Origin of the sequence: Acidovorax soli (genome assembly GCF_900107605.1) — a bacterium.
In the GTDB taxonomy this organism is placed as follows: domain Bacteria; phylum Pseudomonadota; class Gammaproteobacteria; order Burkholderiales; family Burkholderiaceae_C; genus Acidovorax; species Acidovorax soli.
In genome coordinates this window covers 25482-50871 of record NZ_FNQJ01000022.1, presented here as the reverse complement: position 1 = coordinate 50871, position 25390 = coordinate 25482, and the positions used below count along the sequence as shown (strand labels likewise).

20 protein-coding genes are annotated in these 25390 nt (G+C 65.3%); 10 read left to right on the top strand and 10 right to left on the bottom strand.

Going from position 1 to position 25390, the window contains the following annotated elements; genetic code table 11:
- Positions 1-19: 19 nt before the first annotated feature.
- The 9 genes from BLW02_RS13950 to BLW02_RS13910 form a co-directional block, all read right to left on the bottom strand.
- Positions 20-1075 carry a FemAB family XrtA/PEP-CTERM system-associated protein gene (locus BLW02_RS13950; RefSeq protein ID WP_092699508.1) on the bottom strand — a complete coding sequence of 352 codons (1056 nt, stop codon included), beginning with the start codon at positions 1073-1075 and terminating at the stop codon, positions 20-22.
- On the bottom strand, positions 1068-1958 hold the full coding sequence (locus BLW02_RS13945) for an XrtA system polysaccharide deacetylase (protein WP_092699506.1): 891 nt from the start codon (positions 1956-1958) through the stop codon (positions 1068-1070). The genes BLW02_RS13950 and BLW02_RS13945 overlap by 8 nt, the downstream gene beginning before the upstream one ends.
- Before the next feature lie 18 nt (positions 1959-1976).
- Positions 1977-3095: an XrtA/PEP-CTERM system-associated ATPase gene (locus BLW02_RS13940; protein ID WP_092699504.1), complete on the bottom strand. Its 1119-nt coding sequence runs from the start codon at positions 3093-3095 to the stop codon at positions 1977-1979.
- Positions 3096-3098: 3 nt separating this feature from the next.
- Positions 3099-4652: a TIGR03016 family PEP-CTERM system-associated outer membrane protein gene (locus tag BLW02_RS13935; RefSeq protein WP_244273697.1), complete on the bottom strand. Its 1554-nt coding sequence runs from the start codon at positions 4650-4652 to the stop codon at positions 3099-3101.
- Positions 4653-4670: 18 nt separating this feature from the next.
- The gene (locus BLW02_RS13930; RefSeq protein WP_092699500.1) at positions 4671-5642 is read right to left on the bottom strand and encodes an XrtA-associated tyrosine autokinase; all 972 of its coding nucleotides are present in this window, start codon (positions 5640-5642) and stop codon (positions 4671-4673) included.
- Between the two features lie 9 nt (positions 5643-5651).
- On the bottom strand, positions 5652-7214 hold the full coding sequence (locus tag BLW02_RS13925; protein WP_092699498.1) for an XrtA system polysaccharide chain length determinant: 1563 nt from the start codon (positions 7212-7214) through the stop codon (positions 5652-5654).
- A 67-nt stretch (positions 7215-7281) separates the two neighbouring features.
- Positions 7282-7923: an XrtA/PEP-CTERM system exopolysaccharide export protein gene (locus BLW02_RS13920; RefSeq protein WP_092699496.1), complete on the bottom strand. Its 642-nt coding sequence runs from the start codon at positions 7921-7923 to the stop codon at positions 7282-7284.
- 226 nt (positions 7924-8149) lie between these two features.
- The gene (locus BLW02_RS13915) at positions 8150-9151 is read right to left on the bottom strand and encodes an NAD-dependent epimerase (protein WP_092699494.1); all 1002 of its coding nucleotides are present in this window, start codon (positions 9149-9151) and stop codon (positions 8150-8152) included.
- Between the two features lie 37 nt (positions 9152-9188).
- Positions 9189-10631 (bottom strand): mannose-1-phosphate guanylyltransferase/mannose-6-phosphate isomerase, encoded by a 1443-nt coding sequence (locus tag BLW02_RS13910; RefSeq protein WP_092699493.1) that lies wholly within the window; start codon positions 10629-10631, stop codon positions 9189-9191.
- Between the two features lie 209 nt (positions 10632-10840).
- On the opposite strand from BLW02_RS13910, the gene BLW02_RS13905 reads away from it, so the two are divergent.
- Positions 10841-11329: a low molecular weight protein-tyrosine-phosphatase gene (locus BLW02_RS13905; RefSeq protein ID WP_092699492.1), complete on the top strand. Its 489-nt coding sequence runs from the start codon at positions 10841-10843 to the stop codon at positions 11327-11329.
- Positions 11330-11356: 27 nt separating this feature from the next.
- Here BLW02_RS13905 and rpe read toward each other — a convergent pair whose 3' ends face one another.
- Positions 11357-12037 carry a ribulose-phosphate 3-epimerase gene (gene rpe / locus BLW02_RS13900; RefSeq protein WP_092699490.1) on the bottom strand — a complete coding sequence of 227 codons (681 nt, stop codon included), beginning with the start codon at positions 12035-12037 and terminating at the stop codon, positions 11357-11359.
- 29 nt (positions 12038-12066) lie between these two features.
- Here rpe and apaG point away from each other — a divergent pair, with 29 nt between their 5' ends.
- The 9 genes from apaG (at position 12067) to rbbA (ending at position 25388) form a co-directional block, all read left to right on the top strand.
- A complete protein-coding gene (apaG, locus tag BLW02_RS13895; RefSeq protein ID WP_092699488.1) occupies positions 12067-12474 on the top strand; it encodes a Co2+/Mg2+ efflux protein ApaG in 408 nt (135 codons plus the stop codon).
- Between the two features lie 56 nt (positions 12475-12530).
- Positions 12531-14450, top strand: a complete 1920-nt coding sequence (locus BLW02_RS13890) for a site-specific recombinase (RefSeq protein WP_092699532.1) — start codon at positions 12531-12533, stop codon at positions 14448-14450.
- A gap of 169 nt (positions 14451-14619) precedes the next feature.
- Positions 14620-15876, top strand: coding sequence for a cation:proton antiporter domain-containing protein (locus tag BLW02_RS13885; protein ID WP_092699486.1), 1257 nt, complete (start codon positions 14620-14622; stop codon positions 15874-15876).
- Positions 15866-16987, top strand: coding sequence for a YbdK family carboxylate-amine ligase (locus tag BLW02_RS13880; protein ID WP_092699484.1), 1122 nt, complete (start codon positions 15866-15868; stop codon positions 16985-16987). The genes BLW02_RS13885 and BLW02_RS13880 overlap by 11 nt, the downstream gene beginning before the upstream one ends.
- A 117-nt stretch (positions 16988-17104) precedes the next feature.
- Positions 17105-18085: a thiamine-phosphate kinase gene (thiL, locus tag BLW02_RS13875; RefSeq protein WP_092699482.1), complete on the top strand. Its 981-nt coding sequence runs from the start codon at positions 17105-17107 to the stop codon at positions 18083-18085.
- A gap of 238 nt (positions 18086-18323) precedes the next feature.
- Positions 18324-20069 carry an alpha/beta fold hydrolase gene (locus tag BLW02_RS13870; protein WP_092699480.1) on the top strand — a complete coding sequence of 582 codons (1746 nt, stop codon included), beginning with the start codon at positions 18324-18326 and terminating at the stop codon, positions 20067-20069.
- A 2-nt stretch (positions 20070-20071) separates the two neighbouring features.
- The gene (locus tag BLW02_RS13865; RefSeq protein ID WP_092699478.1) at positions 20072-21535 is read left to right on the top strand and encodes an efflux transporter outer membrane subunit; all 1464 of its coding nucleotides are present in this window, start codon (positions 20072-20074) and stop codon (positions 21533-21535) included.
- Between the two features lie 19 nt (positions 21536-21554).
- Positions 21555-22628, top strand: coding sequence for an HlyD family secretion protein (locus BLW02_RS13860; RefSeq protein ID WP_092699476.1), 1074 nt, complete (start codon positions 21555-21557; stop codon positions 22626-22628).
- A gap of 3 nt (positions 22629-22631) precedes the next feature.
- Entirely contained in the window at positions 22632-25388 is a 2757-nt protein-coding gene (gene rbbA, locus BLW02_RS13855; RefSeq protein ID WP_092699474.1) for a ribosome-associated ATPase/putative transporter RbbA, read from the top strand.
- Positions 25389-25390 lie beyond the last annotated feature (2 nt).

Sequence of the window (25390 nt, the reverse complement as noted above, 5' to 3'; positions counted from 1 at the left end):
GGTGATGCGTGGGTGGTGCTCAGCCAAGGTTGCGCACGATTTTTGGCCCGAGCCAGTTGGCCAGTCCAATGGGCATGCGCCGCCATGCAGCGATCAGCCAGCGGTACTTTGCGTTCGCGGGGTTGTTCTGGGGCACGCTGTCGCTCTTGTACAGCCGGTATTCGTAGTGCAGCGGGGTGGGTTCAAAGCCCCAGTTCTTCTTGAACGCGTACGAACCCGTGCCCTGCTTGCTGCGCCCATAGTCGAACACCTTCAGACCCCGGGCGCAGGCCAGGCGCATCAGCTCCCAATACTTGAAATCGTTGGCGGCCAGCTCCCTGGCCGCCTCGTCGTCACCGGCGTAGTAGGGCAGCACCTCGTCGCGGAAATAGAAGCTCAGCACGCTGCTGATGGGGCGGCCATCGGGCGCGCACACGGTGAGCACCTCGCAATCAGACCCAAAAACGCGACGCAACCCGCTGAAGTAGGCCTTGGGAAAAGCGGGCGTTCCATGGCGGTGCACATTGTCGGCATAGAGCGCAAAAAACCGATCTACGGTGGTGTCGATATGGGACGTCAACCCATTCTTGATGCCTTTGCGCACCATGGCGCGTTGCTTGCGCGGGATGGCCAGCAGGTTGTCCTCTTCTTTCGGTGCAATGGACTTGCGAAACGTCACATACAGTTCTTGCAGCGGCCAGTCCGTGTGCCGGCGCTGCACATGGCGCAACTCCAGGTGGTCCACACCCAGGCGCTGGGCCAGTTGCTCGGCCTCCCGCTCCAGCGCAGCCGCTGCTTCCTCGTCCAGCGCAGCAACGCCTCCATAAACAGCAAAAGGCAGGCTGGTGAGCGCATTGCCGAACAGGCGGCTCCTGACATGTCCCAGCGGCAATATCCCCCGGATGCTTTCTCCGGCCTGTGCGTAGAGAAAGTAGGTGTCGTGGCGAAACACCTCGCGAATCAGCGTCTGCCAGCCGGCGCGGTGGAAAAAAGTGGCTTGCGGACAACCCAGCACAAACGCGTCCCAACGTGCAGCGTCAGCGGCGCTGTGCACGTCCAGGCGGCCAATGGAGAGCCTGGCGGCAACGTCAGACAAGGGGCACCTCTTGCTCTTGCGCTTGCGCTTGCGCTTGCGCTTGCGGGGAAAGAAAAATGTGGTCCATGCGACCCCAGTGAAAGTCCCGCAGCAGGTGGCCCAGCCGCCGCTCCATGCGACCGATGTTCACATAGTGTCTGAAGTGGGTCTTGAAACTGATGCCCTGGACGCGCGGCTGTTCGACATCCACTTCCCAAGGATGAAAATAAAAAACGGCCGGTGAATGGTCCTGGCGATGCACCTCACGCAGCATCCAGCGCGACAACGCGTAGGGGAGGAGGCGAAAGTACCCCCCGCCACTCGAAGGCAAGTTGCGGTGGAAAATGCGCAGGGTGGTCGGCGGCACCTCCATCAGTCCGTCGCGTACCTGATAGGCAAACCGCGGTGCATCCGGCATTCCATAATGGTCGTGCCGGATGGGGTAAATGCTGGAGCTGTAGCGGTAGCCCGCGCGCTGCAGCGTGTCTAGCGCCCACAAATTTCCGGAACCGATGGAAAAGCTGGGTGCACGGTACCCCTGCACACGGACACCTGCGATATCTTCCAGCAGGCCTTTGGCGTGGTGGATGTCGTTGAAGAACGCCTCCTCGGACAAATCACTCACACGCTCATGGCCGTAGCCATGGCTGGCCAGCTCATGTCCACCGTCCACGATGCGGCGCACCAGAGCCGGATACCGCTCGGCAATCCAGCCCAGCGTGAAGAAAGTGGCATGGGCGTTGTTCTCTTGCAGCAAGGCCAGTATGCGGTCCACGTTGCGCTCCACCCGGCATTCACGCAAGTCCCATTCACTGCGTTCAATATAGGGTGCGAAAGCCGACACCTGAAAGTAGTCCTCAACGTCGATGGTCAGCGCGTTGGTGATGGAGGGCATGCTGCGCATGGCGGTGGACTCCCTGTTCTAGCCGGAGGCGCTGTCTGAGCGCGAATGCCGGCTTGCAACCACCAGCTTTTGCAGGTTCACCAAGATTTCCAGGATCACGCGCTCCTGGCGCAATACGCTGCGCTCTATCCGCAATAAATGTGCACTCAGTTGTTCGGTCGTCATGTGCGCAAGTTGCTGGGACATGCTGTCCGCGAGAGAACTCTCCAGATCCAGGCCCAAGGTCTCCGATTCCAGTTCGCCATCCACCAGTTCTTCGTGTGCAGCGCTGCGGGTCGCAGCTCTCAATGGCATTTCCCACGGGGATGCGGCCTTGGACGACACCAGCATTTCAGATTGAACTTCTTGAATGATCTCGTCGACCAGCTCCTGATCAATGTGTGTCCGGTCCGTCAGGAAACCCTGCAACAGGATGCGGTCAAACAAGGTATTGATGCGCCGCGGAATTCCGCCTGTGTAGCGGTAGATGCCATCGAATATTGCGGGGTCGAAGGTAGGCTTGTCGCTGGCACCCGCACATTTCAGGCGATGCTGGATGTATTCACGGGTTTCATCCGCCTCCAGGGGCCCCAGGTGGCATGTGGCAGTCACGCGCTGGCGCAGTTGCACCATGCCAGGGCTTTGCAGGATTTCGCGGAACTCGGGCTGGCCCACCAGAAAAGTCTGCAGCAGTGCGTCCTGGCCATTCTGGAAATTCGACAGCATGCGCAGCTCTTCCACCGCCTGCGGCTGAAGGTTCTGCGCTTCATCAACGATCAGCAGGCATCGTTTTCCTTGCAGCGTCTGGGCGACGAAAAAGGCCTCCAGTGCCAGCAGCAGGTCTGCTTTGGAGACACCCCGCACATGGATCCCGAAAGCGGCGCCCACCAAACGCAAGGTATCTTCGGCACCCAACTGCGTGCTCACCAGATGGGCTGCCACGACGGTTTCAGGATCCAGGCTGTCGATCAGACCGCGGACAATCGTGGTCTTGCCCGCCCCGACCTCCCCCGTAATCACGATGAACCCCTCGCAGCGCATCACGCCATATTCCAAATATGCGCGTGCACGCTGGTGCTGCTTGCTACTGAAATAGAAGCCGGGATCGGGATTGAGCTGGAAGGGTTTGCTGTTCAACCCATAGAACGCTTCATACATGGATCAAAACCGGTGTGTGATCGTTCCGACGATGGCCGATTCGCGGTAGGGGCTGGTGACGCCATCAGACACAATGCGGCGTATCTGGAGCCCCCCACTGGTGCGAGGGGCCAACAGCGTATTCCAGCCCAACACGAGTGAGCGCACCCGGGTTTCCAGCCCTGGCAAACTGCCTTCACTGCGCTGCACTCCCAGATTCGCATGGACCGAGGAATTTGGCGTGAGACGGTGCGCAAGCCACAGGTTCCAGCCGTGCTGGCGAATGCGGGAATTGGCGTCGAAATCATCGCCCAGCTGGAGCACACCGCCAATTGAACGCGTATCCGAACGCGAAACGGCCAGCGTGATGGTGCTGCGCTGACCCAGCAGTGCCAGGGAAAGTTGCTGCACCCGCCGCAACGCGGTCGATGACCGGAGGAAATCCTGAAAAACCTGGACGTTGGCAGGCAAACCCAAGCGTTCAATTTCTGCCAGTACGAGCTGTGTACGCCGAATGGGGTCAGGCTCCAGGGGGGTGTAGAAGCCCTCCAGCAGATCGAACAGAGACCCCAGCGACGCCGACTGCGCGCCCAACCCGTTGGAAATGGCCTTGACATCGGTGTAGCGCCAGACGGTGCGCCCGGTGCGGTGCTCCAGTGCAGCGTTGTGGGATTCACCGAAGTAACGGCTCTCACGTTCAAAAGACAGTCGCGAGCGCTCCGATGGCTGCCAGTTGACGCCAAAACCCGAGATGCGGTGAGACTCCTGTGTCGGCGAGAGCTGATTGGTAGATTCGGTTCCACCAATCCCTGTGAGAACCCATTGCGGCGTGACAGCCCAACTCACCCGCGCCCGCAGCGCCGTGGTTTCGATACTCCGACCGAGCGAATAATCGACAACCTGATGGGTGGCATCTGCGGACCAGCCCAGTAATTTACCGCTTCCCCTGTTGCCCAGATGCAAGAGCCAGTCTTGCGCCGTGACATCGGAACGACTGCCTGTCTTGGTCTGCGTGTCTTGCACGCTATAACGCGCCTCGTAATCCACCGCGGACCCGAGACGACCTCGCAGGTACGGCGACAAGCGGAAACTCGAAGTTTGAGAAGTGTTGGGGTTGGCGGGAGAACCATCCACCGGCGCACCAAAAGCCGATATGGGCTGTGAAGCGACGACGCCGGACACATCGATAAAGGCCCATTGCTCGATCGCCTCGACGACAGCGCGGGCATTCAGACTGTGCCGGATCTGATTAAAGCCTGACTCCCGTGCGTAATAGGTATCGTGCAGCGAGTAATCGACAAACCCTTTGACACGGGCCGTGTTGCTGATCAGCTGAAACCCTGGAATCACCTCCGTCACCTGGTCGCTGATGCCGGTGGCATTCAGCCGGGCATTGTTGGTGATGGTGTGCTGCACCGAAACCCGCGGCTCAAAGACCAGGCTGGGTTGGCGTGCTGCTGCCTGCGCATCTTCCTGTTGCGCCGTGGCCGTGCCAGGCAGAAGTATCGGCCCCATTGCCAGCACCAACGAGGCGCGGCGAAGGGAAATACTTGCGGTGCGCCGCTGCGACAGGTTCACGCGCGTTCTCCTTTTAAGTCATGCCACGGCGTTGGCTGGCCTGGGCTCGCCGACGTTCTGGTCGTAACCAAAGCCATGACCGTATCCATAACCATAGGCACCCAGGCCACGGCTGCGCGCCTGGTTCAGCACCATGAGCCTGATGGGGCAGGCTTCGATGGTGGACAGGGCATACTGGACTTGGGACTGGAGCGTTTTCTCTGCCTGCACCACGATGACGACCTGGCCCATGTGACTGGCCAGCACCCGCGCTTCGGTGGTCAGCAGCAAGGGAGGCGAATCGAAAACGATGATGCGGTCACTGTAGCGTTTGCCCATGTCGTTGAGCAGGGCGACCATGGCATCACTGGCCAGCAATTCGGTCGCACGCGGGTTCGGCAGCCCCGTCGGCAACAGCGTGAAATTGTCGATGTTGGTGCGCAACAGTACGTCGGGCAGTCCGATCTTGTCGTCCAGCAACAAGTCCAGCAGCCCGGGTGCTGGCTGCAAACCCAGCGTTTTCATGACGGACTGGCGTGCGACATCGGCATCCACCAGCATCACCGTGTGGTTCAGCTCCATGGCCAGACTCATGGCCAGGTTGATGGCAGTGAAGGTCTTGCCTTCTCTGGGCAACGAACTGGTGACCATGATGAGGTTGCCATTGGCCACCACCGATGCACCTTTGCCCGTTGCATTTTCCAGGAGTGGCCGTTTGATGACACGAAACTGGTCCGTCGTGGCGGATCGAGGCGCATGAGGCGTGACAAAGCCTGCCGCAGCCAAGGCCGTCAAATCGATATGCACGCTCTTGGACCCCGGCCTGGAAGCCGGCTCGCTGCGCTGCACATCGACGGCCACATCTTCTGCGGGCGAGTCCGTTGGTGTGAACTGCGGCAAGGTGCCCGGCGCGGCAGGCCCTTCAGATGGCACGCCGTTGCCTGGCATGGGCGCCCCCGCCTTGCGCAATTGCTCTAGCCGCTGGGCCGCTTTTTCAATGGAACTTGTCATGATGGCATGTCACCCCAGAAGGCCCGACAGGTAGGACAGCGCAAGCATGCCGCCCGCGTAGAGGAAAACGAGCGCCAGCAAGGCCATGATGAAGCGTTTGAGACTTCTCGACTCGCGCTGGCGGAAATCGTCACTGGGGATCAGATCCACCACCCCCAGCAACGGCAGCTGGGTCAACTGGCGCAAGGCAACCCCATCGAAGAACACCGGCCTGATCTGGCTCATGAGAAACGCCATGCCCAGCCCCGCACCCAAGGCCACCAGCAAGGTGATTGGCATCAGCAGCACCCGATTGGGCGCAACGGGCTTGGGAGCCACGCGCGGCGGGTCGATGACGCGAAATTCGGCCACATTGGATGTGTTTTCCAGCTGCCCCGACATCATGGCCGACTCACGGCGCGACACCAGATCAGCGTAGTTCTTTTGATTGATCTGATAGTCCCGGTTGAGCTGCGCCAACTCTGCCTCCAACTGCGGAGCCACCTTGAGTTGCTGCTGAACACGGTTGGCGCGTGACTCGTACTCGACCACCCGCGCGCGCAGCGAAGCCACTTGAACCTCGGCGGCAGAGTAGATGCGGCTGAGCTCCACCGCCGCCGGGTTGGTTTGAACTGCCGGCGATCCGGGCGCCGCCTGGGCTTTGCGCCGCAGCTCTTCCATTTCGCGACGCTTTTGTGTTTCAAGCTCCCCGATCAATCTGCGCGTGTTGGCCACATCAGGGTGCTCGTCGGTGTAGCGCTGAAGCAGCGTATCCAAATTGCGCTTCTGCTCATAAAGGCGTGCGTCCAGTTCAGGCGTCTGTATGCCGACCGCAGAACCGAGGAGTGACTCGCCAGTTTGCGCGCGCAGCATTTCCAACTGGCGACTTGCCGCCGCGCGCGCGCTCTCGGCCTCGCGCAGTTCCAGCCTGGCCTGACTGAGAAGGTTGCCGATTTCTGCGGCCCGCCCCGCAGAGTCCAGGCCGCTCTGGGACTGCAATTCGATGTTGCGCAGCTTGAATGCCTTGAGGCGACCTTCGGCGTCCGTCAATTTGGCTTCATAGCTCTTGATCTGCTCGTCCAGAAAACGCCGCGCACTGTCCGAATCCTGGCGCGATGCACCCAGGCTGGATTCGACGAAGATGGTCAGCAATGCCTGCACGACGCGCTGCGCTTTCTCGGGGTTCTGGTCGCGATAGGACAACGTGTAGAGGTTGTCCCGCCCCGTGGTCTGGATGCTGATGGATTTGGTCACGGTGTCGACCACCGCATCCTTGGCCGCCTTGGAATTCGCGCCCAGATCCAGGTCAACGGTGCGGACCAATCGCTCCACGGTCGGCCGACTCAGGAGCGTGCGGCTGAGCATGGCCACCTGCTGCTCGATGTTCGGCTGCACGGCAATGCCCGTCATGAGGGGTCGCAGGATGGATTGCGTATCGACAAATACGCGCGCCGAAGCCTGGTAGTGATCCGGCATCATGAGCACCGCGCCCACCCCCACCGCAGCAACCAGCCAGGTGATCAGCATGGCTAAACGGCGATAGATCCACATGCCGCGAACGGCTGTGGTGATCTGGCCTAGCAACTCATCCATTCGATCCCCCTCCACACATGTCCTGTTCGCCGGGCGCCTCGCCGGCACCAGTCCTTACTCAGGCAAGTCAGAACCACCCTTGGGGGATGATGAGGATATCGCCGGGAAGCACTTCCACATTGGCGCCGATATCGCCATGTTTGATCAAATCATTCAGGCGCACGTTGTAGCGCTTGCTGCCCTCGGCCGAGCGCACGAGGGTTGCGCGGTTGCCATCCGCAAAATCGGTCAAGCCGCCCACGGCGATCATCACATCGAGGACCGTCATTTTTTGCTTGTAGGGCAGGAACTGCGGCTTGGCGGCCTCTCCCACCACGCGTATCTGCTCACTGTAGGGACCGACGAACCCCGTCACGATGACCGTGACGACCGGATCACGCACGTATTTACCCAGCTCCTTTTCAACGTCCCGGGCGATCTGCACCGATGTTTTACCCTGCGCAACGAGCCCGTCAACCAGCGGCGTGGACACCTGCCCATCAGGACGCACGGGCACCACTTGCGACAGCTCGGGATTGCGCCAGACGATGATATTGAGCGTATCGCCAGGCCCCACGATGTAGTTGTAATCCGGAACGGATGCCTTGGCCGGCGCTGCCGGATGGCCGGCCCCCGCCCAACTCGCGCAACCAACCACCGCCATTGCCAATGCGGCCATTGCCACGGCGCGAACCATTGAATCCAGGAGCGTCGAAACGTATTTCTGCATGACACAACTCCTTACATCATTTGCACGGCCACAGTCCGAATAACCTAGCCTCGCTGCAGCATACCCCGAACGAATGTCACGCGTAAATGCCTTTTTGACCGCAAAAAACCTGTCCCAACCTGGAAGCCCATGCCCGCATGGGTTGTTACATATTGACGGCAAACCCCCGTGCCCCTCCGGAGGGCAACTCCCGAACGCCCCCTCTCGCAACCCTTGGCCGGCAGACTCAAGCGCAGCGGTAATACGCCCGGTACCAACGCACGAAATTCCCTATGCCTTCCGCCAGCGGCGTCGACGGCGCAAAACCCACCCAGTCCCGCAGCGCCTGGGTACTGGCATAGGTTGCCGGCACATCCCCGGGCTGCATGGGAAGCAGCTGCCGGACAGCCGCCTTGCCGAGCGCGTTTTCTATGCAACGGATGAAATCGAGCAATTGCACCGGCTCGCTGTTACCGATGTTGAACACACGGTAAGGGGCTGCACCCATGCGTTCTGGGGTAGCGGGTTTATCCAGTACGCGCAACACGCCCTCGGTGATGTCATCGATGTAGGTGAAGTCGCGCCGCATGTCCCCGTGGTTGAAAACTGAAATGGGTTCGCCAGCGAGGATGGCACGGGTAAAGAGGTGGTAAGCCATGTCGGGCCGCCCCCAGGGGCCATAGACCGTGAAAAAGCGCAGCCCGGTGGTTGGAAAACCATAGAGATGGCTGTAGGTATGGGCCATGAGCTCATTGGCTTTCTTGGTGGCGGCATACAGGCTCACGGGGTGGTCGACGGCGTCGGTTTCGGCAAACGGCATCTTGGTGTTGCCGCCATAGACGCTGGAGCTGGACGCATACACCAGGTGCGCGACACCCTGGGCGCGGCACCCCTCCAGCACATGGCCAAAACCTGTGAGGTTGGAGTCCAGGTAGGCATTGGGATGGGTGATGCTGTAGCGCACGCCAGCCTGGGCGGCAAGGTGGATGACGCCGTCGAAACGTTCGGTGGCAAAGAGTTCGGCCATTCCGGTGCGATCGGCCAGGTCGAGCCGCACAAAACGAAAGCCTGGCGACCCTTCGAGTCGCCGGAGCCTGGCCTGCTTGAGCGCCGGATCATAGTAATCATTGAGGTTGTCCAGGCCCAGAACCCGGTCGCCGCGCGCCAGCAGGCGCTCCGCCACATGGCTGCCAATGAAACCAGCCGCGCCGGTCACAAGTACATGCTGGGGTTTTCTTTCGGTCTTCATGCAAGGTGGCTCCCGCCCAATGGTGTCAACGCGGTCATCAGCGCCCATACAGGTCGTCGAACCGCACGATGTCGTCCTCCCCCAGATACGAGCCGGACTGCACCTCGATCATCTCCAGATCGACCTGGCCTGGATTTTCCAGGCGATGCGTCACCCCCAAAGGGATGTAGGTGGACTGGTTCTCAGAAAGCAGAAACACCTCATCGCCCTTGGTCACGCGGGCCGTACCACGCACGACGATCCAGTGTTCGGCCCGGTGGTGGTGCATCTGCAGCGACAACTTGCCGCCAGGCTTGACCAGAATGCGCTTGACCTGGAAGCGCTCACCCGCGTCAACGCCGTCGTACCAGCCCCAGGGGCGGTATACCTTGCGGTGCAGCAATCCCTCGGTTCGGCCGTCACGTTTGAGACGGTCGACGATTTTTTTCACATCCTGGGTGTGGCGCTGATCGGCTACGAGCACTGCGTCAGGCGTCTCCACCACAACCAGCCCTTGCACGCCGACACACGCCAGCAGGCGCCCCGACGACAGCGCCAAGGTGTTGCGGCTGTCCTGCATCAGCGTCCGCCCTTGCGCCACATTGCCCTGCGCATCCTTGGGCAGGATTTGCCACAATGCGTCCCAGGCGCCCACGTCGGACCAGCCTGCCGACAACGGCACCACCACACCCGATGGCAGATCCAGCAGAGACTGCGCTCCGCCCAATCGCTCCATCACGGCGTAATCAATCGAATCGCTCGGACAGGCAGCGAATGCCTCGGCCTCGACCCGCAGAAACGACAGGTCGGATACGCCATCTTTCCACGACGCCTGGCATGCAGCCAGGATATCGGGACGGCACCGCTCCAGCGCTTGGAGCCAAACGGAAGCACGCAGCACGAACAGGCCGCTGTTCCAGAGGTAATCGCCCGCCTGCAGATAGCCTTCGGCCGTGGCGAGATCGGGTTTTTCCACAAAACGGGTGATGGTGCGTGCACCTCCTTCACCCACCGAGGCACCCGCCTGGATATAACCGTAGCCCGTTTCGGGGCGATCCGGGGTGATGCCGAAAGTGACGATGGCGCCATCCTGCGCAAGCCTCGCGGCGTGGCGCACGCCTTCCTGGAAGACTGCGGGCTGGGCAACCACGTGGTCCGAGGGCATGACCAGCAACACCGGATCGGCACCGCCAGACTGCGCGGCCAGCGCCGCGAGCGTCAGCGCCGGAGCGGTGTTGCGGCCCACCGGCTCCAGCACGATGCGGCCTTGCGTGCCGATCACACGCAATTGTTCCGCCACCACGAAACGGTATTCCTCGTTGCAGACCACCAGCGGTGGTGCGATATCGGCGCCAGGCGTCCCCTCCACCCGACGCAGGGTCGCTTGCAGCAGTGAATCGTCGCCCATGAGCGCGAGCAATTGCTTGGGGTATTTTTCACGCGACAGCGGCCACAGGCGCGTGCCCGAACCGCCGGACAACACCACCGGCTGGATCAACATGGTTTGCTTGCCCCCCGTTTATCTGCAGACATGGGTCTCACCGTGAACCAACGCGGCGTTGCTGGATGGCCAGCGCTTCACACCGCAAGCCATGCTGTCCGATCATCTTATTCCAAATGTTTTGCGCCTCAAGCCGTGACATTTCGATGGAACAGGCGAATGCAGCGCCCCTACAATCGCGCCCTCACACGACGGGGGCATTCAAGGAAATGAACCAGTTTTCTGTTCTCTTCGTCTGCATGGGCAACATTTGCCGCAGCCCCAGCGCACTCGGTGTGTTTCGCCAGCGTGTCGCACGCGCCGGGCTGGTCGAAAGCGTGCGCATCGACTCCGCCGGAACCCACGGATCACACCTGGGCGAACCACCCGACGTGCGCGCACAGGCCCACGCCTGGCGGCGCGGCTACGCACTGGCCGATCTTCGGTCGCGCCAGGTCACCGATGGTGATTTCTACCGCTTCGACCTGCTGCTGGCCATGGATGACGACAACCTGTCAGAGCTGCACCGCCGCTGCCCCCCCGGGCAGCAACACCGCCTGCGGCGCCTGACCGAGTTCTGCCTGCGCCATGACAGCCCCGTGGTGCCCGACCCCTACTATGGCAATGCACAGGGTTTCGAGCATGTGCTGGACCTGCTGGAAGATGCCTGTGACGGGCTGCTGGCGCATGTGCAACAACAACTGGCTTCTGCGTCCTGAACCCTGCGATGAAAGCCGGTAGTGCCCTCAGGCCAGCTGCGCGCGCATGGCGTCGATGACGCCCTGGTAATCGGGTTTGCCGAAAATCGCACTCCCCGCCACAAAGGTGTCCGCACCTGCATCGGCCACGCGGCGGATGTTGTCCGCCTTAATGCCACCATCCACTTCCAGGCGGATGTCCTTGCCCGATGCGTCGATGCGCTTGCGCACGGCTTCGATCTTGCGCAGGGCCGAATCGATGAAGCTCTGGCCGCCAAAGCCGGGGTTCACGCTCATGATCAGGATGAGGTCGATGTCATCGATCACCCAATCCAGCACATCCAGCGGCTCGGCCGGGTTGAACACCAGGCCCGGTTTCACGCCCTTGCTGCGAATGGCCTGGATGCTGCGGTGCACATGGCCCGAGGCATCGGGGTGAAAGCTGATGTAGTCTGCGCCCGCCTCGGCAAACGCCGCGGCCAGGGCATCCACGGGCTGGATCATCAGGTGCACGTCCACGGGCACCGCCACGCCGGCGGCCGTCCTCGCATGCGGCTTGAGCGCCTGGCAGACCATGGGGCCGAAGGTGAGATTGGGCACGTAATGGTTGTCCATCACGTCAAAGTGGATCCAGTCGGCACCGGCGGCAATGACGCTGCGCACCTCTTCACCCAGGCGGGCGAAATCGGCAGAGAGGATCGAAGGGGCAATGCGAAAAGTACGGCTCATGGCGCGATTGTCGCAGTTACCATCCGTCCATGTCCAAGTACCAGTTTGACGTGCAGGTGCAGCCTGAGTACCTGCCAGAACAATCCTCCCCGGACTCCGGCGTCTTCAGCTTTGCCTACACCATCACCATCACCAATACGGGCGATACGCCCGCACAACTGATCTCGCGCCACTGGGTCATCAGTGATGCCAGGGGCCACACGGAAGAAGTCAAGGGCCTCGGCGTGGTGGGCCAGCAGCCTTTGCTCCAGCCCGGGCAGTCGTTCCAGTACACCAGCGGATGCGGCCTGCGCACCGCCAGCGGCACCATGCATGGCACCTTCCATTGCGTAGCTGTTGACGGCGAGCCGTTCAGCTGCCCGGTACCCTTGTTTGTGCTGGAGGCCACCCATCCCGGGGCCTCGGGGCAACCGCTGGCCGGCAGGGTGCTGCATTGAAGCGGCCAGCCACCGAGCTGGCAGGGCTGCTGGCGGCGCTGGACCCGCAGGCAGGAATGGCACAGCGCCACCTGTGGCTGATCGACCTGCTGAACTGGGTGCGCGGCGCGCGCGATTCGGCGCCGGGCGCCACGGCGCGCGTACAGCTGTTCCTGGAAGCGGTCGAGGCGCGCCCTGACGTACAGCCCCGGCTGCAGGCCTGGTGGGCCGCCCTCGTGGAGTCCGTGGACATCACCACGCTGCTGGCCGATTTTGGCTTCGCCAAGGACACGGCCGTGCTCAGCGAAGCGGCCGAGCGACTGCGCAACCAGCTGCTGCCGCACAGCCCCGAAACCATTGACGCCTCGGAACTCTTCGTACTGGCCCTGCCCAGCGCTTTCGATGCCAAGTGGCTCGGCGCGCTGGACGAAACCCTGCTGAACCGGCTGGCAGCCCTGCTGATGCCGCAAAACCCCCAGGGGGCGTCGCGCTGGCAGCATGCGCTGCTCGACGCCATCACCTACTGCGCAGGGCAGATCCTTTCGACCGGTTTCGCGCCCGGCTTGCGCCTGCACATGAGTGCATCGGCCCGCGAAGCACAGCCCTTTCATGCGCTGATTCGCGACGTGGAGAGCCTGCGCACCGAGGTGCTGCACGCGCTGCGCACACCCGACCGGCTGCAGGAGGCCGCCCAGCGTCTGCGCGAGCGCCTGGAAGCCTGCCGGGCCGCCGCGGCCACCGTGTACACCCACTTCGAGGACAACGGCATTTCCGTGGACCTGGTGTTTCGGCTGCGGCAGCTGCGCGCGCGCATCCTGCGGGTGCGGGAGCTGCTCGAGTGCCTGCTGTCTCCCCAGCCCGCCGCCACGGCGGCCCGCCTTCTGGCGCACCTGGTGGAGGTGGGGCAGGAGCGGCGCAGCCTGCGGGCGCTGCTGGCCTCCAACTCCTCGCTGCTGGCGGCCAAGGTGGCCGAGCGCAGCGCCGAGACGGGCGAGCACTACATCACGCGCACGGCGGCCGAGTACCGCTCGATGGTGAAAAAAGCCGCCGGTGGGGGCGCCGTGATGGCCTTGACCACGCTGGCCAAGTTTGGCCTGTATGCGCTGGCCCTGTCGGCGTTCTGGGGCGGCTTCTGGGCCGGTGTGAACTATGCGGTGAGCTTTGTGCTGGTGCAGCTGCTGCATTTCACCGTGGCGACCAAGCAGCCGGCAATGACGGCACCTGCCATGGCGGCCAAGCTCAAGGAACTGGCTTCGGGCGAGGCCATCGAGTCGTTCGTGGACGAAGTCACCCACCTGGTGCGCTCGCAGGTGGCGGCCGTGCTGGGCAATGTGCTGGTGGTGTACCCGCTGGTTCTGGCCCTGGCACTGCTGATCGCCTGGGCCAAGGGCTCTCCCGCCATCAGTGCGGACGAGGCGGGCCAGGTGCTGGAGTCCCTGCACCTGCTGGGACCCTCGCTGCTGTTTGCCGCCTTCACGGGCGTGCTGCTGTTCGCGTCCAGCATCATCGCCGGCTGGACCGAAAACTGGTTCGTGCTGCACCGGCTCGACTCGGCCGTGCGCTACAACCCGCGCATCACCGCCCGCCTGGGCCAGGAACGCGCCGCGCGCTGGGCGCGCTTCCTGCGCGAAAACCTGTCGGGCTTGGCCGCCAACATCTCGCTGGGCTTCATGCTCGGCCTGGTCCCGGCGTTTGCAGGGTTTTTCGGGCTGGGGCTGGATGTGCGCCATGTCACACTGTCTTCGGGCCAGCTGGGTGCGGCCACGGCGGCACTGGGCTGGGACATCTTTCACCAAAGTGCGTTCTGGTGGGCCGTTGCCACCCTTCCCCTGCTGGGCGCCCTCAATGTCAGTGTGAGTTTTTACCTGGCTTTTCGCCTGGCATTGCGTGCCCACAACGTGAGCGGTGTAGACCGTTCACGCATCTATGCAGCGATGCGGCGCCGCCTGCGCAAGGCGCCTCTGAGCTTTTTCGCCCCTGAACGCCGGGCCGCCTGATTCGGGCGTGACTGGTCTGCGCCAGCATGAACGCCCCTGTCCTACAGAGGCCTCGCGTTTGCGCAGGTAAATTCAGGCAACCGCCGGGAAGGACCGCGGCGCCAGCTGGCGCCCTGCCTTTTCTTCCCGTCCACCGGGCGCTGCCCGTCTGATGGAGAGGACTTATGACATGAATGAAATCCTGAGCTTCTGGGCCCAATGGCTGCGCCCTTCGGCGGGGCTGCCCACGGTGCAGTGGTCGCTGCTGCTGGCGGTGGCCGCCATGGTGGGCTACCTCACCCAGCGCCACACGGGTCTGCCCAAGGTGGTGGGCTATTCCCTGGTCGGCACCGTCGCCGGCCTGGCGGGCTTCAGTGGGGCAGTGTGGCCATTGCAGGGCATCGGGCTGTTTCTGCTGGAGCTCGGCATCTCCATCGTGCTGTTCGAATGCGGTGGACGCATTCCGCTGCGCTGGTTTCGCCACAACCCCATGGTGCTGGTGCAGAGCATCGCCGAATCGGCACTGACCTACTTTGCCGTCTATTGGGTGCTGGTGTGGCTCGACATGCCCGCGCATGTGGCCGCCCCCCTGGCCCTGGTGGCGCTGGCGGCTTCGCCCGCCGTGCTCACGCGCGTGGTGGCAGACACCCGCGCAGCCGGCCCGGTGACCGAACGCGCCATCGTGCTCGCCACCCTGTCCACCCTGTATGCGCTGACGCTGGGCAGCGCCCGCGCAGAGCAGATCAACCGCCAAAGCGTCACGCTGTTCGACACCATGTATCCCGTGGTGGTGGTGCTGGGCGTGTCGATCATCGTGGCGGCCGTGTTGTCGCTGGTGCTGCGCATGGCCCTGCGCTTCATGAACCCCACCAGCGAGAACACCTCCATGCTGCTGCTGGCCCTGATCGCCGCGGCCACGGCCGTGGCCGCGCACATGGGCGGCTCTGCCCCCCTGGCGGCGCTGCTGGGCGGCATGCTGCTCAAGCAGCTCAATCCGCGCCCCTGGGCCTGGCCGCGCCAGTTGGGCAATGCCTCGTCGCTGCTCACCATGCTGATGTTCGTGCTGGTGTCCACGGTGGCGGCGCAGGCTGACTGGAGCGGCCCCGTGGCCGGCGTGGTGCTGGCGTTGATCGCCGTGCGCCTGGTGGCCAAGGCCGTGGGCGTGGGACTGGGCAATGTGGGCAGCGGCGCCAGCTGGCGCCAGGCCCTGTGGGTGGGCTGCGCCATGACGCCCATGTCGTCCATCGCGCTGCTGATCGCGTCGCAGTTCGTGGTGGCATCGCCCTCCACGGGCCATCTGATCGCCCGCGTGGCGCTGCCGGCCATCCTGCTCATGGAAGTGCTGGGTGCCGTGATCGCCACGGTGGCCATCTACCGTGCGGGCGAGAGTTCCAAACCCTGGGCCCCGCTCGCGCGCGGTGGCCATGGAGACAGCAGTGAGTCTTGAAGCATTTCACCATTCCGAGCCGCTGACGCTGGGCGTCGAGCTGGAACTGCAGCTGGTCAACACCCACGACTACGATCTGGCGCCCTACGCCGAAGACATGCTGCGCCTGATGCGCAAGGTGCCGCTGCCCGGCAGCGTGGTCCCCGAGATGACCAACAGCATGATCGAGATCTCCACCGGCATCTGCCATTCGGCCAGCGAGGTGCTGGGGCAGCTCAGTCCCATCCGCGAGGCCCTGGTCAAGAGCGCCGACAAGCTCAACATTGCCGTGGTGGGTGGCGGCACGCACCCGTTCCAGCAGTGGCATGAGCGGCGCATCTACGACAAACCGCGCTTTCAGGAACTGTCGCAGCTGTATGGCTACCTCTCCAAGCAGTTCACCATCTTTGGTCAGCATGTGCACATCGGCTGTCCCGATGCCGACGCGGCGCTGCTGATGCTGCACCGCATGTCGCGCTACATCCCGCACTTCATTGCGCTGTCGGCGTCCAGCCCCTACGTGCAGGGGCAGGACACGGCGTTCGATTCGGCACGGCTCAACTCGGTGTTTGCGTTTCCGCTGTCGGGCCGTGCGCCGTTTGCACTGACCTGGGACGATTTCACGGCCTATTTCAACAAGATGACCCGCACCGGCGTGGTCAAGAGCATGAAGGACTTTTACTGGGACATCCGCCCCAAGCCCGAGTTCGGCACCATCGAGATCCGCGTGTTCGACACCCCGCTGACGATCGAGCGCGCCGCCGCGCTGGCCGGTTTCGTGCAGTCGCTGGGCGCCTGGTTCCTGGCCGAGCAGCCGTTCATGCCCCAGGAGGACGACTACCTCGTCTACACCTACAACCGCTTTCAGGCCTGCCGCTTTGGCATGGACGCCGTGTATGTGGACCCGGCCACCGGCAGCCACATGCCGCTGCGCGACCATATCCGCATGACCATGGACCAGATCGCCGGACACGCCGCCATGCAAGGCGCGTCGAACGCCATGCACATGCTGCGCACCGAGGCCGAAGCCGGCCACAACGACGCCCGCTGGCTGCGCGAGCGCCAGCGCGAAGAGCAGTTGCTGGCCGAAGTCAGCCGCCAGGCCGCGCTGCGCTTTCGTGGCACGAACTGATCCCCCCTGAGTCGCCTTCGGCGCCCTCCCCCAGGGGGACGCCGCCAGCGCCCGTACCGCGCACTGGCGGCCCTTGCGCGGCGGCTCTGCACTCGATACACCGCACAATCCTCACCCATGGGTGAATTCGACCTGATCGCACGCTATTTCACGCGGCCCGTGCACCGCGCCGCGCTCGGCGTGGGCGACGACTGCGCGCTGCTGGCGCCCGCACCGGGCATGCAGCTGGCCGTGTCCAGCGACATGCTGGTGGAGGGCCGGCATTTCTTTGCCGACGTAGCCCCCGAACGCCTGGGCCACAAGGCGCTGGCCGTGAACCTGTCGGACCTGGCGGCCTGCGGCGCGCGCCCGCTGGCTTTCACGCTGGCGCTGGCGCTGCCCCGCGTGGATGAGGCCTGGCTGGCAGGTTTCTCCAGCGGGTTGCTGGCGCTGGCCGATGCGCAGGGTTGCGAGCTGGTGGGTGGCGACACCACGCAGGGCCCGCTCAATATCTGCATCACCGTGTTCGGCGAAGTGCCAGCCGGCCAGGCCCTGCTGCGCAGCGGCGCACGGCCCGGCGACGACATCTATGTGAGCGGCACGCTGGGCGACGCCCGCCTGGCGCTGGAGGCGCTGCAGGGGCATATCACCCTGCCACCCGAGGTGCTGGCCGCCGGCCGCCTGCGGCTGGAGCAGCCCACGCCCCGCGTGGCCCTGGGCCAGGCCCTGCGCGGCGTGGCCAGCAGTGCCCTGGATGTGAGCGACGGGCTGCTGGGCGACCTGTCGCACATCCTGAAAGCGTCGGGTGTCGGGGCGTGCCTCGACACCCACATCACTTCCAATCTAATAGCTGCCAGCGACTCTCCATCACGCCCCATCTGCCAATTTGGCCCTGAACTGATTCGCCAGTGCACGCTGGCGGGCGGCGACGACTACGAACTGGCGTTCACCGCCCCGCAGGCCCGGCGCGCTGCGGTGGCCTCCGCAGCCCTGGCCAGCGACACGCCCGTCACGCGCATCGGTCGCATCGAGGCCGCGCCGGGCCTGCGGCTGGTGGATGCGCAAGGGCAGCCGGTCGCACGGCGCTACGCCTCATTCGATCACTTCGCGACCGGCTGAATTCGCGGCCGGATTCACATCCCGGCACCCACCCCCTACACCCGCGCCGCAGGGCCTCGCGCAACAGCACGCTCGGCAGGGGACATCGTTGTGTCTTGGTCCCTGCCTATGCTGGTGCGCCGACAGCGGCCGTCCCGTCGGCAATCCGCCACAAATTGACACATGTCAATTCACGCGCGCCGCCACTTCGTAAAGTATCCCAGCACCCTTGGCCCGCTCTTCACCGGAGACTCCCGACATGCCACCCCCTGCCAATGCCCCCCTGTTCATGGCCGAGCGGCTCGACCCCGCCATCCATGCGGCACTGGCCCGCAGCGTTGCGTCGCTGTCCCACGCCTCCGCCCTGATGGCGGGCAGTGACTGGGCCCTGCATCTGGCCGCCTCGCCAGGCAAGTGCATGGACCTGGCGCACCTGGCGCTGCGCCAGGGGCAGGAGATGGCCGCCTATGCCCAGGCGCGGATGGCGGCCGGCCCCGACAGGGAAGCCCGCCATGCCGTGGCGACCCCTGCCCAGGACCGGCGCTTTGCCGACCCCGCGTGGCAGCAGTGGCCGTTCAACCTCATGCACCAGTCTTTTGTGCTCACCGAGCAATGGTGGGCCGCCGCAACGCACGGCGTCTGGGGTGTGGACAAGCACCACGAAGACATGGTGGCCTTCGCAGCCCGGCAGTTCCTGGACATTTTCTCGCCCGGCAATCAGCTGGCCACCAATCCCGTGGTGCTGAACCGCACGCTCGCGCAAGGCGGCGCCAACCTGGCGCGTGGCGCGCTCCATCTGCTGGAGGACGCCCGGCGCCACGCTGCAGGCGCACCACCCGCTGGCGCCGAGAACTTCGTGGTCGGCCGCGACGTGGGCATCACGCCCGGCAAGGTGGTGCTGAAGAACCGCGTGATGGAGCTGATCCAGTACACGCCCACCACCCCAGCCGTGCACCCCGAGCCGATCCTGATCGTGCCGGCGTGGATCATGAAGTACTACATCCTCGACCTGTCGCCCCACAACTCGCTCATCAAATATCTGGTGGACCAGGGGCACACGGTGTTCTGTATTTCCTGGATCAACCCAGGCGCCGAGGACCGTGATCTGGGCATGGACGATTACCTGGACCAGGGCTTTCACGCCGCACTGAACGCCGTCAACACCATCGTGCCCCAGGCCAAGGTGCACGCCGCCGGCTACTGCCTGGGGGGCACGCTGCTGGCGATTGCGGCCGCCGCCATGGCGCGCGACGGGGACGAGCGCCTGGCCTCCATGACGCTCTTCGCGGCGCAGACCGACTTCACCGAGCCGGGCGAACTGGCCCTGTTCATCGATAACAGCCAGATCAGCCTGCTGGAAGCGCAAATGGCCCAGACCGGCTACCTCACCGGGGCCCAGATGGCCGGCGCGTTCCAGATGCTGCGCTCCTACGACCTGCTGTGGTCGCGCCTGGTCAACGAATACCTGCTGGGAGAGCGGGCCCCCATGAACGACCTGATGGCCTGGAACGCCGACACCACCCGCATGCCGGCCACCATGCACTCGCAGTACCTGCGCCGGCTGTTCCTCGACGACGACCTCAGCGAAGGCCGCTACCCGGTGGGCGGCAAGCCCGTGACCCTGGGCGACATCACCTTGCCCACCTTCATGGTCGGCACCGTCACCGACCATGTGGCGCCCTGGCGTTCGGTCTTCAAGCTGCAACAGCTGAGCTCCGCCGAAACCACCTTCGTGCTCACCAGTGGCGGCCACAATGCAGGCATCGTCAGCCCGCCCGGCAACCCGCGCCGGCATTTCCAGATGCTGACCCGCCCGGCGGGCGGCAACTACCTGCCGCCCGACGCGTGGCTGGCCGCTGCACCGGAAACACCCGACTCCTGGTGGCCGGCCTGGCTGGCGTGGCTGAAGGCGCGCTCGGGCGCACCGGTCAAGCCCCCACGCACAGGGTCGGGCGCCTACAAGCCCGTCGGCGACGCTCCGGGCACCTATGTGCTGCAGAAATAGCCATGGATCGCCACCCGCACCACACCAGTCATCCAACTGCACGGCGCGCCGTCACCCTGGCAGCCGCCATCGGGGCGCTAGCCGGCTGCGCCTCGATGGCGCCGCCCCATGAGACGCCCGCCCTGCCGGTGCCCGCGCATTACGCCCTGCCCGCGCCAGACGAGGGCACCCCGGCCGCCACCACCGGCTGGCGCGACTATTTCACCGACCCGCGCCTGCAAACCCTGATGGCCCAGGCACTGGCGAACAACCGCGACCTGCGCGCCACCGCGCTGCGCGTGCAGGAGGCCCGCGCCGCCCATGGCATCCAGCGCGCCGATCTGCTGCCCACCCTCGGCGCCCAGGCGGGCATGGACCGCTCGCGCGTGCCGGCCGACCTGAACCTGACGGGCCAGCCCCTCCTGAGCAGCCAGTACCAGGCGGGCCTGGGCCTGGCCAGCTGGGAAATCGACTTCTGGGGGCGGGTGCGCAGCCTGAACGATGCGGCACTGCAAAACTACCTGGCCACCGATGCGGCCCGCCACGCCGTCACCCTGGGCCTGATCGCGCAGGTCGCCCAGAGCGAACTGGCACTGCGGGAACTCGACGAGCGCCTGGAACTGGCGCACCAGGCCATCGCCAGCCGCCAGGAAAGCCTGCGCATCTTCCAGCGCCGCGTGGATGTGGGCTCGGCCTCGCGGCTGAACCTGACCCAGGTGCAAACACTGCTCACGCAGGCCCAGGCGCTGGGCGCCCAGCTGGAGCAGGCGCGCGCGCAGCAGGCCAACGCCCTGGCGCTGCTGGTGGGTGCGCCCGTGGCACCGCCCGCCGTAGCCGTGCGGCTGGACAGCCTGTCGATGCCGCCACTGCGCGCGGGCCTGCCCTCCGACCTGCTCGCCCAGCGCCCCGACATCATGGCGGCCGAGCACCAGCTGCGCGCAGCCCAGGCGCAGATCGGCGCGGCGCGCGCGGCGTTTTTCCCGCGCGTGGCGCTCACGGGTTCGTTGGGCACCGCCAGCGCCGAGCTCGGTGGCCTGTTCGACAGCGGCAGCCAGGCCTGGACGTTTTCGCCCAGCATTTCGCTGCCCCTCTTCAACGGCGGGCGCCTGCGCAACAACCTGAACCTGGCCGAGGTGCGCCGCGACATCGCCGTGGCCAACTACGAAAAAACCGTGCAGGGCGCCTTCCGCGATGTGTCCGACGCGCTGGTGGCGCGCCAGGCACTGGCCCGCCAGCTGGCCATTGCCCAGGATGCGCGGGCCGCCCAGAGCGAGCGCGCGCGCCTGTCCCAGTTGCGCTATGACCATGGCGCCGCCGCCTTTCTGGAGGTGCTCGATGCCCAACGCGACCTGCTGGTTGCCGAGCAGCAGGTGGTGCAGATGCGCCGCGCCGTCCTGTCCAGCCAGGTCGGCCTGTATGCGGCGCTGGGCGGTGGCGCGCTGGCCGCGCCGGCCACGGCCACGCCACCCACAGGCTCCGTTCCCTGAGCCCCCTCGTTAAAGCACCATGAACCCCACCCTCAAGAACCGGCTCATCCTCCTGGCCATTGCAGCCGCCGTATTGGCCGGCGGCGCCTACGCCTGGTCCATGCTGCGCCCCCAGGGCCCCGGCGACGGATTTGTCAGCGGCAATGGCCGCATTGAAGCCACCGAGATCGACGTGGCGGCCAAGCTGGGCGGCCGCGTGCAGAGCATTGTGGTGAAAGAGGGCGAATTCGTCACCGCCGGCCAGACCCTGGCCCACATGCAGATCAGCACGCTGGAAGCCTCGCGCGACGAAGCCCAGGCACGGCACCAGCAGGCCGTTGCCGCCGTGGCCAGCGCCCAGGCCCAGGTCGCAGTGCGCGAAAGCGACCGGCAGGCCGTGCAGGCCCTGGTGGCGCAACGCCAGAGCGAGCTGGAGGCCGCGCAGCGGCGTCTGGCCCGCTCGCAGACGCTGGTGCGCGAAGGCGCATCGTCCGACCAGGAAGTGGACGACGACCGCGCCCGCGAACGCAGCCTGCAGGCCGCCGTGGTGGCGGCCAAGGCCCAGGCCGACGCCGCGCAGGCCGCCATCACCGCCGCACGCACCCAGGTGGCCAGCGCGCGCGCCGCCGTGACGGCCGCCGAAGCATCCGTGGCACGCATCAAGGCCGACATTGACGACAGCGCGCTCGTGGCGCCCCGCAGCGGCCGCGTGCAATACCGCATTGCCCAGCCGGGAGAGGTGATCGGCGGTGGCGGCAAGGTGCTGAATCTGGTGGACCTGTCCGATGTCTACATGACCTTCTTCCTGCCCGAACCCGTGGCCGGCAGGCTGGCCCTGGGCAGCGAGGTGCGCATCGTGCTCGATGCGGCGCCGCAGCTGGTGATTCCGGCCAAGGTTTCGTTCGTGGCCAGCACCGCGCAATTCACCCCCAAAACGGTGGAAACCGCCAGCGAACGGCAAAAGATGATGTTCCGCGTCAAGGCGCAGATCGCCCCCGAGTTGCTGCAAAAGCATGCCCAGCTGGTCAAGACCGGCCTGCCCGGCATGGCCTGGCTCAAGCTCGATGCGGCGGCCCCGTGGCCGGCCCACCTGGCCGTGAAGCTGCCGGAGTAAGGCGTGGCCGCTTTACCCTGCGTGGCCCGTCTGGACGGTGTGGGCCTGCGCTATGCCACCACCGTGGCACTGGCGGACATACAGCTGGAGCTGCCGGCCCAGCGCATGGTCGGGCTCATCGGCCCGGACGGCGTGGGCAAGTCCAGCCTGCTGGCCTTGCTGGCGGGTGCGCGGGCGCTGCAGCAGGGCAGCCTGCAGGTGCTGGACGGTGACATGCGCAGCAAACGGCACCGCGATGCGGTCTGCCCGCGCATCGCCTACATGCCCCAGGGCCTGGGGAAAAACCTGTACCCCACGCTCTCGGTCGAGGAAAACCTGCAGTTCTTCGCCCGCCTGTTCGGCCACGACGCGGCCGAGCGGCGCCGGCGCATCGACCACCTGACGCACAGCACCGGCCTGCACCCCTTTCTGGCGCGCCCGGCCGGCAAGCTCTCGGGCGGCATGAAGCAAAAGCTCGGCCTGTGCTGCGCGCTGATCCACGACCCCGACCTGCTGATCCTGGACGAGCCCACCACTGGCGTGGACCCGCTGGCACGCGCCCAGTTCTGGGACCTGATCGCCAGCATCCGGCAAGAGCGCCCGCAGATGAGCGTGGTCGTGGCCACCGCCTACATGGATGAAGCCCAGCGCTTTGACTGGCTGGTGGCCATGGACGACGGCCAGGTGCTGGCCACCGGCACGCCCCACGCGCTGCTGCAACGCACCGGCACCCGCAACCTCGAAGCCGCCTTCATCGCGCTGCTGCCCGAGGAAAAGAAACGCGGCCACCAGCCGGTGGAGATCACGCCGCTGGCACTGGACGACAACACGCAGGTGGCCATCGAGGCGCAGGGCCTGACCATGCGCTTTGGCGACTTCGTGGCCGTGGACCAGGTGGATTTCCGCATCCGCCGTGGCGAGATTTTTGGCTTTCTGGGCTCCAACGGCTGCGGCAAGTCCACCACCATGAAGATGCTGACCGGGCTGCTGCCGGCCAGCGAGGGCGAGGCCTGGCTGTTCGGCCAGAAGGTGGACCCCCGCGACATCGAAACCCGCCGCCGCGTGGGCTACATGTCGCAGGCGTTTTCGCTGTATGGCGAGCAGACCGTGCGGCAGAACCTGGTGCTGCACGCGCGCCTGTTCCATGTGCCCGAGGCGCAGGTGCAGGCTCGCGTGCAGGCCATGGTCGAGCGCTTTGGCCTGCACGACGAAATCGACAGCCTGCCCGATGCCCTGCCCCTGGGCCTGCGCCAGCGCCTGTCGCTGGCCGTGGCCATGGTGCACCAGCCCGAGCTGCTGATCCTGGACGAACCCACCTCGGGCGTGGACCCGGTGGCGCGCGACAATTTCTGGCGCCTGCTGATCGAACTGTCGCGGCGCGACCGTGTGACGATCTTCATCTCCACCCACTTCATGAACGAGGCCGAACGCTGCGACCGCATCTCGCTCATGCATGCCGGCAAGGTGCTGGTCAGCGCGCCGCCGGCAGACATTGCCGCGCAGCGCGGCGCGGGCTCGCTGGAGCAGGCCTTCATTGCCTACCTGGAAGATGCCTCGGGCACCCGGCGGGCCGCGCCCGCCCCAAGCACGCCCGCACCCGCCGCCACCGAACCCGCACCGCACAGCGCGCCCTCCGCCACGCCGCGCCGCCGGGACTTCTTCAACCTGGGCCGCGCCCTGAGCTACATGTGGCGCGAGACGCTGGAGCTGCGGCGCGACCCGGTGCGCGCCACGCTGGCGCTGCTCGGCACCGCCCTGCTGATGTTCATCATCGGCTACGGCATCAGCATGGACGTGGAAGACCTCAGCTACGCCGTGCTCGACCAGGACCAGACCACGCTGAGCCAGAACTACACCCTCAACCTCGCGGGCTCGCGCTACTTCATCGAAAAGCCGCCCGTGCGCAGCCACGCCGAGCTGGACCAGCGCATGCGCAGCGGCGAGCTGGCGCTGGTCATCGAGATCCCGCCCGGCTTTGCGCGCGACCTGCAGCATGGGCGCCCGGTGCAGGTGGCCGCCTGGGTGGACGGCGCCATGCCCATGCGTGCGGAAACCGTGCGCGGCTACATCGGCGCCATGCACCAGATGTGGCTGGCCGACCAGGCGCGGCACCGGCTGGGCGTGCGGCCGGCGACGGCCAGCACGGTCGAGACCCGTTTTCGCTACAACCCCGACGTGAAGAGCCTGCCAGCCATGGTGCCGGCCGTGATTCCGCTGCTGCTGATGCTGATACCGGCCATGCTCACGGCGCTGTCGGTGGTGCGCGAAAAAGAGCTGGGCTCCATCATCAACCTCTACGTCACGCCCGTCACGCGGGCCGAGTTCCTGCTGGGCAAGCAGCTGCCCTACATCGTGCTGGCCATGTTCAACTTCCTGCTCATGACCGCGATGGCCGTCACGGTGTTTGACGTGCCGCTCAAGGGCAGCTTTGCCACCCTGGCGCTGGCGGCGCTGGTGTTCGTGGTGTCTTCCACGGGCATTGGCCTGCTGGCCTCCACCTTCACGCGCAGCCAGATTTCGGCGATGTTCGTCACCATGATCGGCACGCTGATTCCGTCCATCCAGTACGCGGGGCTGATCAACCCGGTGTCCTCGCTCGAAGGCGTGGGCGCCTTCGTGGGCCGCATTTTCCCGGCCACGCATTTCCTGACCATCAGCCGGGGCGTTTTCAGCAAGGCACTGGACCTGGGCAGCCTGCTGCCGTCGTTCTGGCCCTTGCTGATCGCGGCGCCGGTGATCGTCAGCGCGGCGATACTGCTGCTGCGCAAGCAGGAGGCCTGAGC

Bases quoted from the DNA above. Each gene is read 5' to 3' on its own strand.
- BLW02_RS13945 (WP_092699506.1), bottom strand. From the start codon at position 1,958: ATGCGCAGCATGCCCTCCATCACCAACGCGCTGACCATCGACGTTGAG.
- BLW02_RS13940 (WP_092699504.1), bottom strand. From the start codon at position 3,095: ATGTATGAAGCGTTCTATGGGTTGAACAGCAAACCCTTCCAGCTCAAT.
- BLW02_RS13930 (WP_092699500.1), bottom strand. From the start codon at position 5,642: ATGACAAGTTCCATTGAAAAAGCGGCCCAGCGGCTAGAGCAATTGCGC.
- BLW02_RS13925 (WP_092699498.1), bottom strand. From the start codon at position 7,214: ATGGATGAGTTGCTAGGCCAGATCACCACAGCCGTTCGCGGCATGTGG.
- BLW02_RS13920 (WP_092699496.1), bottom strand. From the start codon at position 7,923: ATGCAGAAATACGTTTCGACGCTCCTGGATTCAATGGTTCGCGCCGTG.
- BLW02_RS13915 (WP_092699494.1), bottom strand. From the start codon at position 9,151: ATGAAGACCGAAAGAAAACCCCAGCATGTACTTGTGACCGGCGCGGCT.
- BLW02_RS13910 (WP_092699493.1), bottom strand. From the start codon at position 10,631: ATGTTGATCCAGCCGGTGGTGTTGTCCGGCGGTTCGGGCACGCGCCTG.
- BLW02_RS13905 (WP_092699492.1), top strand. From the start codon at position 10,841: ATGAACCAGTTTTCTGTTCTCTTCGTCTGCATGGGCAACATTTGCCGC.
- rpe (WP_092699490.1), bottom strand. From the start codon at position 12,037: ATGAGCCGTACTTTTCGCATTGCCCCTTCGATCCTCTCTGCCGATTTC.
- apaG (WP_092699488.1), top strand. From the start codon at position 12,067: ATGTCCAAGTACCAGTTTGACGTGCAGGTGCAGCCTGAGTACCTGCCA.
- BLW02_RS13890 (WP_092699532.1), top strand. From the start codon at position 12,531: ATGGCACAGCGCCACCTGTGGCTGATCGACCTGCTGAACTGGGTGCGC.
- BLW02_RS13885 (WP_092699486.1), top strand. From the start codon at position 14,620: ATGAATGAAATCCTGAGCTTCTGGGCCCAATGGCTGCGCCCTTCGGCG.
- thiL (WP_092699482.1), top strand. From the start codon at position 17,105: ATGGGTGAATTCGACCTGATCGCACGCTATTTCACGCGGCCCGTGCAC.
- BLW02_RS13870 (WP_092699480.1), top strand. From the start codon at position 18,324: ATGCCACCCCCTGCCAATGCCCCCCTGTTCATGGCCGAGCGGCTCGAC.
- BLW02_RS13865 (WP_092699478.1), top strand. From the start codon at position 20,072: ATGGATCGCCACCCGCACCACACCAGTCATCCAACTGCACGGCGCGCC.
- BLW02_RS13860 (WP_092699476.1), top strand. From the start codon at position 21,555: ATGAACCCCACCCTCAAGAACCGGCTCATCCTCCTGGCCATTGCAGCC.